Here is an 11,764-nt window from a genome sequence, read left to right as displayed (position 1 = left end):
CGGATAGCTGCCGGCGATGTCCTGGGCACGATGGACCTGAGCGCTGTGGGATCTGGGCTGAGCGATCTGACCGGCGCGAGCGTGGATGCGGTGCTGCGTATCGCAATGGGCAGCGATGGGCAGCGAGTGCCGATCGGCGTGGTGGCGATGGGCAGCTGGGGTGGCGGCGAGATGGGCTATTCGTCCGATGCCGATGCGCTGTTCGTGGTGGACGACGATTGTGAACCCGACGAGCTGACCTGGGCGTTGAAAGTGGTCGCCAAGACGCGTGCGCTGCTGTCCGGGCCAGGCCCCGAGCCGCCATTGAGCATCGACGCGGATCTTCGTCCCGATGGACGCAACGGACCGATGGTTCGCCGGCTCGGCAGCTATCTGAGCTACTACCGACGCTGGAGCGACACCTGGGAATCGCAAGCCCTGTTGCGGGCGAGTTTCGGTGCGGGGGACCGCGACCTGGTCGAGCAGTTGCTGACAGGTATCGCCTTCCGGCGCTACCCACCGGGCGGTGTCGCACCTGCCCAGATCGCAAAGATCCGCCAGCTCAAGGGACGCATGGAACGCGAACGCACCCGGCGTGGGGCGGCGTCGGAGAATCTGAAGCTCGGGCCGGGGGGCCGCAGCGACGTCGAGTGGACCGTCCAGCTGCTGCAGTTGCAGAACGCCGACCGGATTCCGGCGCTACAGCTGCCCAGCACCGAGGGCGCGTTGGAGGCGGCGCGGCAGGCGGAGTTGATTTCGGACGCCGATGCCGAGGCTCTTTCGGCGGCCTGGCTGCTTGCCGGCCAGCTGCGCAACAAGACCATGCTGGTGCGTGGCCGGGCATCCGAGGTACTGCCATCCGACCCGCGCGAGACGGCATCGGTGGCAACCCTTCTCGGTTACGAACGCGCCCAGGCCTCACAGCTCCTGGACGCCTGGGCGAAGGTCGCCAGGCACGCGTCCCACGTAGTCGGCAGGCTCTTCTGGGGCCTGGAGAGGTGAGGATCCTGGTACTGGGCGGCGCCAGCGAACTTGGCCTGGCGATCGCCGCGCAGCTGATGAAGGCCACCGCGGCCGATCTCGTGCTGGCAGGCCGGAGCAGATCGGCGAACAAGGATTCGGCAATCGCGGCGATGCATGATGCCGGGGCCGCATCGGTGCGCTGGCTGGATTTCGATGCCGCTGACCCGGCCGGTCACCCGGCTGTCATCGATGCGGCCTTCGAGCAGCCCGTGGATCTTGCGATTGTGGCGTTCGGTCTGCTGGACGATCCGGGCACCTGGCGCAACCATGCGGCCACCGTGCGGCTCGCGCAGACCAACTATGTGGGCGCGCTGAGTGTCGGCGCATTGCTCGCGCAGCAGATGAGTGCGCGGGGTCACGGCCAGATCATCGCGTTGAGTTCGGTTGCAGGGGAGCGGACTCGACGGTCGAACTTCGTCTACGGCTCCTCGAAAGCAGGCATGGACGGCTACTTTCTGCAGCTGGGCGAGGCGCTGAAGCCCACCGGGGTGAAGGTGCTGGTCGTTCGTCCGGGAGCGGTGAATGGACGCATGACTGCCGGACGCAAACGGGTACCGATGTCGGTCACCCCAGAACAAGTAGCGCAGGCCACCGTGAAGGCAGTGCGGCGGGGCAAGCCGATGATCCGGGTACCCGCGAGTTTCGGGCCACTGATGGCGGTCTATCGCAATCTGCCCGCCCGGTTGGCCGGCCGGCTGTTTTGAGACAGCTGGTTGGAGACCCGATCAGAGGTTTGTCGCGGCTGCCAGCACCAGGGCGCCGGCGAGGGCCATCACGGTGGTCGTCACCTCGATGATCGCCCCGAACATGTCGCCGCTCAGGCCGCCGAAGGTGCCGACCAGCCGGTGAACCCAGATCATTGAGACACCAAGCGCGACCGCCAGCGCGCAGACCAACCCGATCGCGGCCATCGGTCCCGTCGTCCACCAGCCCAGCAGGCCGGCCACCGCGGCGATGCCGACGACCTGCACCACAATCTGCCAGGCCGGGGTGATCTCGTGAAAGAGCGCCCCGAATCCGCCTTTGCGGGCCGCGGGAACCCCTGGACGGGAAGCGACGAGCACGGCCGCGCGCCCTGCTGCGGGGGCGAGAATCGACAGCGCCAGCAGCGTCTTGGCGTCCGGCGCTGCCGATAGTGAGGCGACTTGAATAAGCAGTACCAGCACGATGGCGGCCACTCCCATCGCACCGGTGTCCGGGGTACGCATGATCTCCAGGGCGCGGGCGGCGTCGCGGCCGTCCTTGCGGCTGCCCAAAGCGGCCAGCCCATCGAAGCAATCGGCCAGCCCGTCCAGGTGCATCGCACCCGCAAGCGCCTGCCAGATCAGGACGACCAGCACCGCCGCCAGCAAGTGAGCTCCGCTCAGTAGCAGCACTCCGGCTCCCACCAGGCCGGCGAGGCCGCCGAAAAGAGCTCCGAGCGTGGGAAACCAGCGCAATGCTCGGCGGGTCTCGCCCGTACCGATCCGGGTGAGCGGGGGCATCGGGATGATGCTGAAGAACCCAGCGGTCAACACGATCCCGAACGGGCCGCGCGCCGGATCAGCCGTGCTGCTCACTTGAGCCGCGCCCCGATCCCGGCCGTGCAGAACCAAACCTCGTCCACGGCCTGCGCGACCCGCATGTTGAGGATGCCCATTTCGTCGCGGAAGCGGCGACTACCCGCATCGGCGGGCACCAGCCCCTGTCCGACCTCGTTGCTGACCGCGATCGCCGGCCTGGTGGCGCGCGCGAAAGCAGCCACGGCTTCATCGACGGCCGCCTTCAGGGCCTCGTCGCAGCCGGGCCGAGCATCCCAGATTCCGGCGCGATCCATCTGGCGGGTGAGCCAGACGGTCAAGCAGTCGATGAGCAACGGTGTGCCGGTCTCGCGCAACAACTCGCCCGCCAGATCGAGGGTCTCGATGGTGGCCCAGTGTGCGGGACGGCGCTCGCGATGCAGCCGGACCCGCTCGATCCACTCGGGGTCGTCATCGCGCACCTCGGAGGTGGCGAGATAGTCCACGGCTGAGTCCAGCCCGGCGCGTTCTTCGGCGAAGGTCGACTTACCTGAACGCGCGCCGCCGAGTACCAGCAGACGTGCGGTCAGGGGTTCGCTCATTCGTCCATCTTGCCAGACACGCCGGCCTCGGCGAACGTCGCCATATCACGCAGCACCCGGGCCGAGGCTCGGACGATGGACAGCGCCATCAGGGCGCCGCTGCCCTCGCCGAGCCGCAATTCGAGATCACAGAGCGCGGGCAGTCCGAGCTTGTCCAGCGCCACCCGGATGCCGGGTTCGTCGCCGAGGTGGCCGGCGATCAGGTAGCCGGTGACGTCAGGATCCAGGCCGGCGGCGATCAGCGCCGAGGCGCAACTGAGCACGCCGTCGAGAATCACCGGGACCCGATGAGCGGCGCCGCCCAGCATGAAGCCGGCCATGCCCGCCAACTCCAGGCCTCCCAGGGCCGCCAGCGCGCCGACCGGGTCGTCCGCTGTTGGATGGTGCAAGGCGAGTCCGCGGCGGATGACATCAACCTTGCGATTCAGCATCGCCTCGTCCGAGCCCGAACCCCGCCCGGTGGTCAGTTCAGGATCGGTGCCGGTCAGCACGGCGATCAGCGCTGCCGCAGACGTCGTGTTGCCGAGACCGACTTCGCCGGTCAGTAGCACGTCTGCGCCACCGGCGACCGCCTCATCGGCCAACGCGATGCCTACCTCGAGGGCCTGCTGGGCCTCGTCCAAGCTCATCGCAGGCTGCTGGGTGAAGTCGGCGGTGCCATTGCGGACCCGTCGGCGGCGAAGGCTCGGAGCGTTCGGAACGCCATTGGCGATACCGATGTCGATCGGCCAGATCTCGGTTCCGGTCTCGGGCGCAAGTGCGTTGATGGACGCTCCACCGTGGCACATATTGATAAGCATCTGGACAGTGACCTCTTGGGGCCACGGCGTGATCTGCTGGTCGAAGATCCCGTGATCGGCCGCGAACACTGCGAGCACCGGATGACTGGGTACCGGTGGGGGCACCTCGCCGGTGATTGCGCTCAATTGGCATCCGATGACTTCCAGTAGACCCAGGGAACCGGGAGGCTTGGTCAACTGGTTCTGTCGCTCCTGGGCCTGCGCCAGCGCCTCGGCGTTGGTGGGCGTGATCGAGGCGAGTGTCGTACCGAGCAGTGAATCAGGATTGATGACCATGGAAACCTCAAGACATAGGGACGTAATGACGTCTAATCTTTGCACACCGGCTGCCGTTGGGCTTGCGGCAGGTGATCATGCCGGCGAGCAGGACGATGCGCGAAGACCCTGGTCGCCTGGACGACATAGCTGAGCCCCAAGAGGGTCAGTTCGGTGAGGATCTTGGCTACTGCCGCTCCGACCAGTGGGACCAGGATCCACATGAGTGCGAGGTTGCCTGCCAGGATGATCCCGGCCAGCGCGGCGTATTTGGGGAGTGTCTCGCGGACGCTGAGGGGCCGGCCTTCGGCGAAGACATATCGCCGGTTGACCGTGAAGTTGACGCTGGCGCTGACCACCCGGGCGCCGATGACCGAGAAGGCCAGCGAGCCGGTCAGGGTGAGAAGCACACTCAGCAGCGTCCAGTCGATGACGAAGCCCAGCAGGGAACTGCCGATGAACGACAGCAACGGACGATAGATCATCCATGAATCGCGAATCGGGCGGAAGTGACTGGAGGCGTTGTCGTCCAGATAGATGGTTTCGATGGGCACCTGCTGTACGCGCAGCCCTTGTCTGCTTGCCAGCAGCAGCGCCTTGAGTTCGTATTCGAAGCGATCGCCCTGGATTCCGCATAGCCAGTCGAGCATCCGTGCCGGATATCCGCGCAGCCCGGTCTGAGTGTCGCCGATGGCCGATCCTGTCGCAGCACGGAAGAGCAGAGCCGTGACGGAGTTGCCGAAGCGTGACCGTAGCGGCACCTTGCCGGTGAATGTTCGGACGCCCAGCACGATATCGGCATCGCTGGTGTGCAGAGCCTCGGCAACTTTCGCTATGTCGGCGGGAGTGTGCTGCCCGTCGCTGTCGGCGCAGATCACCGGCTCGTCTGGGAGATGCCCGGCGATATACCCGAATCCGGTGCGTAGCGCCTGGCCCTTGCCTCGGTTGGTCTGGTGATGGACGACGGTGGCACCCAGTCGCTCGGCCGCCGCGAACCAGTGAGCGAAGCGCGGTCCGGAACCGTCGTCCACGATCACGATTTGCTCGCCGGCCAGATCATCCAGCAGCGTAAGTAGTTTGCGATCGGGTTCGTAGCTTGGAATGAGGATGACCATGACCGGCGCTCCTAACTTCCTGTCGTCCAGATGATGTCGCTGGTGCCACGTTCTTTGCCTTTGCCGAGGGGGTCGTTGACCAGATCGCCGTGGTAGACCATCGTCGACGAGCCGCCGCCGTCGAGGTTGTACGCGACCTGGGCGCCAAGGTCGGCGAATAGCTGGGCGAATTCGGTCATGGAGACCCCGCGGCTATAGCCTTCTGAGCGCCCGTCGACGACCACGAGAAGATAGTGATTCGGCTCGATCATCGCGATCCCGGTGCGCGGCTGCTCGCCTTGAATCGAGTGGTTGCCGACGTTCGTGTCGACCTCGACCTCGTCGACGCCGTCCTGCACCTGACCGTCGACGATCAGGGCGGGACCGAACGACCAGGTCTGCCAGACCCCGTCATTGAGCAGCGCTTGGGCGTTGGTGGCAGTTTCGTCGTAGACCTCCAGGCGGCCGTCGGAATGAAGCGCCAGGCCGTCGCGCGCCCCCTTATCGCGGAAGGCGATGCCATTGCGGATCACGATGCCCTCGCTGCGGAACCCGTAATAGTCGCCATTGATCGCCAGAGTTGCCCCCACCCGATCTGCAATTACCGAGGGCTCTTCGATGATGTTCTCGCCGAAGGTGTCCTCGGCGAAGGCGGCGCGGATCTGGCTGGCCTCGGCGGTCGTGACATCGGCGATGTAGCCGGTCACCAGGTCATCGCCCTGTCCCGAAGTCCAGGTGGTGATGGCGATCTGCGGATCGGCGAATGCCGTGCCGGTCGAGGGTGCGGACGAGGCCTCCAGCTGCGAGACTCCGGTAACTTCCGCATGCTCGATGACGAAGCGGTCGAGTGCCCAGGCGCTCGCGGTGCCGGTAGCGGCGAGTGCTGTCAGGCTGCCGAACAGAATGCTTCGACGCGACAGCCTGGGGCCGCCCCCGGTCATCGCTGGCCGGCCTGACCACTGGGGGCCTGACCCATTCCGCCGCCCGTGCCGGCAGACGCCGCGTCCGCAGTTACGGTGCCGGCATCCGAGCCGTCGACCTGGACGGTGTACGAGGATCCAGAAGAGAGATCGGGCACCGAGATGACGATATTGCCGACGCTCTTGGCCGCGGTGTAGGTGGCCAATACCGTGTCGCCGTCGAGAAGTTCGACGCTCTGACCGGCGCTCAGCGTCTGGTTGAGCATCACCCAGCCCTGCGTGCTCGCGGTGGTCGGGGCGACAGCCATCCCCGTGCTGCCGGCTGCGATGAGGGTGCCGCCGGAGATGTCGAACGACGTCGTGTCGAGCGCGCCGTTGCCGTTGTTCGTGGGCCCGTGGACGATAACGGTGCCGCCGCTCATGGTGACGGTCCCGTTGGAGTCGATGCCGTCGCCTTCTGCGTCGATGGTCAGTTCGCCGCCGGTGATGATCAGTTGCGAACCGTCACTGGTTTCTACCATGCCGCCGCCCTGACCGCCGCCGCCCTGGGGCTGTGTGCCGCCCTGTGGCATCGTGCCGTCCTGTGGCGGCGTGCCGCCCTGTGGCATTGCGCCATCTTGCGGTATTGCGCTGCTGTCGGTTCCCGGATCGCCGGCCTGGGCGGCCTCGTTGGCCGTGCTTTGGGTGGCGTTCACTCCGTCGTCGCTGGAGGTGATGTTCGAGGTACCGCCCGCGATCACGATGTTCGCGCCTTCGAGACCCTCGGACGAGCCGTTGATCGTCAACTCGCCGCCGGATAACAGCAAGTCTCCCTCGGCGTGCGCGCCGTCGTCCCCGGCATCGATCGTCACGGTGCCACCGGTGAGATAGATGAAGCCGACGGTGTCGTCGTCCTCGTTTGTCGATTTCAGGCCATCTTGCGTCGAGGTCACGTCGATAGTGCCGCCCGAAACGATGACGTAGTCCTTGCCGCGGATGCCATCATCGCCGGCTGCGACGCTGATCGAGCCTGACAAGATCACCAGGCCGTCCTTGCTTCCGATGCCGTCGACGCCAGTGGCGGTGGCGTTGACCTCGAGGGTGCCGCTGCCGCCGATCGTCAGGTCGGCCATCGAGAAGATGGCAGCGTCCGTGGCGTCGGAATCCGACTCTGCCGCGGTGTGAGCTGAGGTGTCGGTGATGGTATTGGTCGAGCCGTCCGCGAGAATGAGGACGACCTCGTCGGCTGCGGTGACGATGATCGGGGAATTCACCGACGATGTCATCGTGACGCCATCGAGCACCAGTTTGACCTTGCCCTCGGCAGCGGAATCGATCGTCACGCTGTGATCGGTCAGCGTGCCGGTGAGAATGTAGGTGCCAGGCTCGCTGATCGTGACGTCCTCATCGGCCAAAGTGATGGTGGATGCCTCGGACGCGTCGTAGTCGGCATCGTTCGAGTCCGCGTGGGACTGCTGGTTGTCGGCGAGAACGTCGGCGTATTGCGCGTAGTCGCCGGTGGCGGAGGAGCTGGAACCGGAGATCTGGCCGGCATCGGAGCTGGTCGAGGCGAGTCCGGACGAGCTGCATCCGGCAAGCGTGAGGCCCGCCAATGCAAAACCGACGACGCTCGTGGTGATCTTCGGAAACTTCATCTCTTCTCCTAGAGGGGTCTGGGTTGGTCAGGCGGCGAACTGGTGAGTGATCACGCGATGCCACTTGAAGTCGGGTAGCTGCGGGTTGAGCAGAGCCACCCCGACGCCGAATTTGCTGATGCTGGTCGGGCGGTGCCGCATCGCCCACAGGGCTCGGTCGGCGGGGGAGGGACGAGAGCCACCTTTGGTTTCGACGACCGCATAATCGTCAAGGACGGCTGAGTGCTGGGAATGGTAGGGCGACGAGCAGGTGAGCCCGATGTCAATCGTCATCCTGGAGATCTCCGCGTCCGACGGGCAGATTTGCACGGTCCGGCGGGAATAATAGGTGGTCAGGATGGGCTGGAGCTCGTCAACCGGGGCGTTCCGGACGCCGCGGGAAGCCAGGGTCTGCGAGATCCAGCGGCGCTCGTCGCTGCTGATGCTGCCGGCATCGCTGCGATCAATTCGGTCTTTGATGGTGGTCTTGCGCGGTCCTCGGGTCTTGACTTCGAGGAAGTGCTGGTCGGTGTTGAGGTATTCGCGGGTGCGAACCTTGAACCGGCGCCGCCGTCCGGTGCCTGCACCGGCGTAGCAGTCAAGGTCGGGGGTGTCGTAATAGACGGAGTGATAGCCGAACCAGGTGAGTCCGTCGATCTCCAAGATCCGGGAGTATGGCTCCAGGCGGTTCAGCAGCATCGGGAGTTCGGCGACCTCAATGAGGTATTTGCGGTCGACCCGATCGAGCAGTGCGCTTTGACTGTTGAGTTCGTCGAGGCTGATGGTCGCTGTCATCGCCGACCCTCACTGCTGCTGACTGTCCGCATCGCCGGTTCGAAAGGGCCCTGATAGGTGCCCCGTTGCTCTGCGTTCAGCTGATCGGACTGGCCGGACTGGCCGATCTGCCTGCGTGCAATTCCGCGCTGATTGGAGTCTTGCGCTGCCGTGCGGAAATGGACCTGAACGATCGTGGAGTCGTTGATGAGGTCGATGCGGCGGACACTGATGTTGGTCACCGTGGCGCCGAGTATTTGCGATGCACGCAATTGCAGGGCGTCGGGGTCGGTGATCGCCTCGTCGATGATCAACTCGGTGCTCTTGCTCCGCGCGGTGACGCGCGGATGGTCGCCGACGGCGATGGCGACAAGCACCAGGGCCATCAGCCCGATGCTCCACAGCAGCGGTCCATTGAGGCCACCCAGCAACCCGAGGCTGAGCGCCGCGAAGTAGTAGGCGATCTCTCGATGGCTCAGTTCTTCGGAGCGCAGCCGGATGATGGACAAGACGCCGAAGAGGCCCAGCCCGAGACCGGCCGCGACGGTTCCTATCGACATCGCGGTCGCAACCGCTAATACGCCGATATTGGTCACCAGGAAGCTGGAGACCAGTTCACGCCGGCCTTTGCGAGGCACGTAGAAAGCGATCACCAATATGGCAATCGCCACAATGTCAGCGAGCATCAGATACAGGTTCATCATGCGACCTTCCGGTTCGTCATCGGGTGTTAACCATTCAGCCGTACGAGCTTTGGGGTAAGCGGTGGTGAATCTATGTGCTCCCTGTGAGTGTGTTGATTCTGCAGAGAGGCTCGGATGATTGGCTGTCGGGTGGCGGCGAGTTTTTGGGGTGGACGCCGGCGGTTCAACGCGCGTGGCGGTCTGACGGTTCGCGGGCTGATGCGATCCGGCGGCTGGTGGCGGTGTGGGTGCCGGCGGTTCAACGCGCGTCGGGGCCTGACGGTTCGCCTCGAATGTTCGAATGCGTCCTCGAATTAATCGAAATAGACCCAATAAGAGTCTTGTATTCAAATGGGTGTTCGAGTAAGATCGTTCCATGAGCACCCCTATCTGTGATCCTCAGCTTCTGGTCAGGCCTGCGACCAGTGGCGAGGCGTTGGCTGCGTTGGATGAGGCGCAGCACCAGACGGTGGCTGCTGAGGTCGCGCAGGTCGTTGCGATCTGTCATTTGGCCGATCTGTGGAAGATCGATCAAACGGTTGTCGCCGAAGGCATGGAGCGCCTGATCCAGGCGGGTCATGATGGCACCCCGAAGGTGGGCGAGTTCGTGGCGTTAGAGGTCGGAGCGCTGCTCGGACTGTCGCCCTCGTCGGCGCTGTCGCAGATCGGCGAAGCTTTGGACTTGCGGGCGCGGCACCCGAAGCTTTGGCAGAAAGTGATCGCCGGTCAGGCCAGGGTGTGGCAGGCGCGGAAAGTCTGTTCGGAGTGCGCGCATCTACCATTGGACACGGCTCTCAAGGTGGACGAAGCTGTCGCTGCCGGGATCGATCAGTTGCCGTTCAACCGGGTGCTGAAGGCGTTACCGGGTCAGATCGTTGCCGCCGACACGGATCTTGCTCGGGAGCGTGCGGAGGCTCAGCGTGCGTCTCGCCGGATTCGAGTGTCGAAGGTCCAGGACGGCAGTGTCAGCATCTTCGGGATTGTTGATCCGGCCGATGGGATCAATTTCGACCGGTTGTTGACTGATCTGGCAGCGGCGTTGCCGGTGGAGCCGGATCGTGCGTTGTGTACGGATCTGGATCGGCGTCGCAATGCTGCGTTCTCGATGATCGTGCGGGACGCGTGGGCTCGTGCACACGGCGAACGGCCGGTATTCGAGCTGCATGGTGGTGAGCTTCTTCCGTTGCCACCGGGCCGGGTCGTTGGGTTGACCGCGGACAGTCCGGTGCCGGAGACCGCCGCGCCTTCATGGATACGTAATGACGGGACGATACTGGCGGGCCCGCGGATCGGGCTGTTGGAGCGGGTTAAGAAGACCAGGGCATTCGATGTTCCGATTGTTGAACCGGATGGCTGTGTGAAGGTCCTGGCCGGGCACCTGCCGGAAGCGTCCGGGCCACTGCTGTACGACACACCCGTCGCTGGTGATCTGGAAGGCATCGCAGGTCCTGCCATGCCGCTCATCCAGACACTCGTGGTGCACATCAGTGCTGACGATCCCGCGTTCGCCACGGTCGGGCCTGCCGCGGCGCGGACGGGCGTGGCTCGGATCGAGGGCTGGGGGCCGCTGCTGTCCGAGCAGCTGCCAGCGTTCCTCGCGGGTTCGAACGTCATCGTGAAGCCGATCGTCGACCCTGCAGGCTGCGTCCGGTCGACTGCTACGAAACCCCCGCAAAGCTGCGATTCGCGATCGAACAGCGCAACCCGGTCGACGTCTTCCCCTTTGGTGCCACCCCAGCGTCCGATTGCGACATGGATCACACCATCGCGTTCGTAGCTGGCCGGGCCGGGCAGACCTGTCTCAGGAATCTCGGCCCGCTGTCACGCAAGACACATCGCGCCAAGACCCATGGCAAATGGAAACTCGAACAGCCGGCACCAGGGGTCTTTCACTGGACGTCGCCCCACGGCTATCGATACCGGGTCACCGCAGCAGGAACCACGCGGATCGCCGTGCCTGCTGGGCCCTAAGGTGTGAGCATGCGTTTGCTGATCGTGCGGCATGGGGAGTCGACCGCCAATCGGGATCACCTCGTCGTCGGGTGGTCGCTGGATCTGCCGCTCACCGAACGTGGTCGTCACCAGGCCGAAAAGGCTGCGGCTGCTGTCGCTGAACTCGTGACCAATGAATCGGTCAGGCTATTCAGCTCGGACGCCGTGCGTGCGGTGGCGACTGCGCAGGCCATCGCCGATCGGCTCGATATCGAAGTCACCCAGACACCGCTGTTGCGTGAGCAGTATCGAGGCGAGTTGGAAGGATGTCCGGCCGGCGAGCTACGGGCCTTGCCCGTGCCCGAAGGGCTCGATATCTCCGAGATCGCCTGGGGCGGGGGAGAGTCGGTTGCCGAGGTTCACCGGCGGATGCGGGAGTTGGTCGCGTGGCTGAAGCCGCAGGTGGGCGCCGACGATGTGGTTGTGCTCGTCGGGCACGGTGACGCGCTTTGCATCCTTCAGGCTGCGCTGGCCGGTCGAGGCCACCGCGAGATCGATTGGGATCGTGATGTGCTGCGGAACGCCGAGGT

11 protein-coding genes and 1 pseudogene are annotated in these 11,764 nt (G+C 65.0%); 4 read left to right on the top strand and 8 right to left on the bottom strand.

Features of this window, described 5'->3' with window-relative positions:
• A pseudogene (locus AAFP05_RS03885) lies at nt 1-981 on the top strand (bifunctional glutamine-synthetase adenylyltransferase/deadenyltransferase); the annotation flags it as partial.
• Complete coding sequence (locus AAFP05_RS03880) at nt 978-1,706, top strand: decaprenylphospho-beta-D-erythro-pentofuranosid-2-ulose 2-reductase (RefSeq protein WP_341728545.1); 729 nt, start codon at nt 978-980, stop codon at nt 1,704-1,706. The pseudogene AAFP05_RS03885 and the gene AAFP05_RS03880, both read left to right, overlap by 4 nt.
• A gap of 21 nt (nt 1,707-1,727) precedes the next feature.
• Here the strand turns inward: AAFP05_RS03880 and AAFP05_RS03875 are convergent, their stop codons facing one another.
• The 8 genes from AAFP05_RS03875 to AAFP05_RS03840 are packed head-to-tail and all read right to left on the bottom strand — an operon-like array spanning nt 1,728 to nt 9,620.
• On the bottom strand, nt 1,728-2,561 hold the full coding sequence (locus AAFP05_RS03875; protein ID WP_341728544.1) for an adenosylcobinamide-GDP ribazoletransferase: 834 nt from the start codon (nt 2,559-2,561) through the stop codon (nt 1,728-1,730).
• Entirely contained in the window at nt 2,558-3,103 is a 546-nt protein-coding gene (locus AAFP05_RS03870) for a bifunctional adenosylcobinamide kinase/adenosylcobinamide-phosphate guanylyltransferase (protein ID WP_341728543.1), read from the bottom strand. The genes AAFP05_RS03875 and AAFP05_RS03870 overlap by 4 nt, the downstream gene beginning before the upstream one ends.
• Nucleotides 3,100-4,179, bottom strand: coding sequence for a nicotinate-nucleotide--dimethylbenzimidazole phosphoribosyltransferase (gene cobT / locus AAFP05_RS03865; RefSeq protein ID WP_341728542.1), 1,080 nt, complete (start codon nt 4,177-4,179; stop codon nt 3,100-3,102). Before cobT ends, AAFP05_RS03870 begins: the two co-directional genes overlap by 4 nt.
• 32 nt (nt 4,180-4,211) lie before the next feature.
• Nucleotides 4,212-5,273: a bifunctional glycosyltransferase family 2/GtrA family protein gene (locus AAFP05_RS03860; RefSeq protein WP_341728541.1), complete on the bottom strand. Its 1,062-nt coding sequence runs from the start codon at nt 5,271-5,273 to the stop codon at nt 4,212-4,214.
• Nucleotides 5,274-5,284: 11 nt separating this feature from the next.
• Entirely contained in the window at nt 5,285-6,193 is a 909-nt protein-coding gene (locus AAFP05_RS03855; RefSeq protein ID WP_341728540.1) for a phosphodiester glycosidase family protein, read from the bottom strand.
• On the bottom strand, nt 6,190-7,806 hold the full coding sequence (locus AAFP05_RS03850; protein ID WP_341728539.1) for a carbohydrate-binding domain-containing protein: 1,617 nt from the start codon (nt 7,804-7,806) through the stop codon (nt 6,190-6,192). The genes AAFP05_RS03855 and AAFP05_RS03850 overlap by 4 nt, the downstream gene beginning before the upstream one ends.
• A gap of 27 nt (nt 7,807-7,833) precedes the next feature.
• Nucleotides 7,834-8,580 (bottom strand): VTC domain-containing protein, encoded by a 747-nt coding sequence (locus AAFP05_RS03845; protein WP_341728538.1) that lies wholly within the window; start codon nt 8,578-8,580, stop codon nt 7,834-7,836.
• Nucleotides 8,577-9,620, bottom strand: coding sequence for a DUF4956 domain-containing protein (locus AAFP05_RS03840; protein WP_341728537.1), 1,044 nt, complete (start codon nt 9,618-9,620; stop codon nt 8,577-8,579). The genes AAFP05_RS03845 and AAFP05_RS03840 overlap by 4 nt, the downstream gene beginning before the upstream one ends.
• Between AAFP05_RS03840 and AAFP05_RS03835 the strand changes: the two genes are divergently transcribed.
• Both AAFP05_RS03835 and AAFP05_RS03830 read left to right on the top strand, forming a co-directional pair.
• Complete coding sequence (locus tag AAFP05_RS03835) at nt 9,619-11,019, top strand: DUF222 domain-containing protein (protein WP_341728536.1); 1,401 nt, start codon at nt 9,619-9,621, stop codon at nt 11,017-11,019. The genes AAFP05_RS03840 and AAFP05_RS03835 overlap by 2 nt on opposite strands.
• Nucleotides 11,020-11,222: 203 nt before the next feature.
• A partial coding sequence (locus tag AAFP05_RS03830) for a histidine phosphatase family protein (protein ID WP_341728535.1) occupies nt 11,223-11,764 on the top strand: 542 nt, incomplete at its 3' end.

Origin of the sequence: Brooklawnia sp., assembly GCF_032229645.1 — a bacterium.
Lineage (GTDB): Bacteria > Actinomycetota > Actinomycetes > Propionibacteriales > Propionibacteriaceae > Brooklawnia.
Note: the sequence above shows the minus strand (reverse complement) of the source record. Positions and strands in the feature narration are given on the sequence as shown.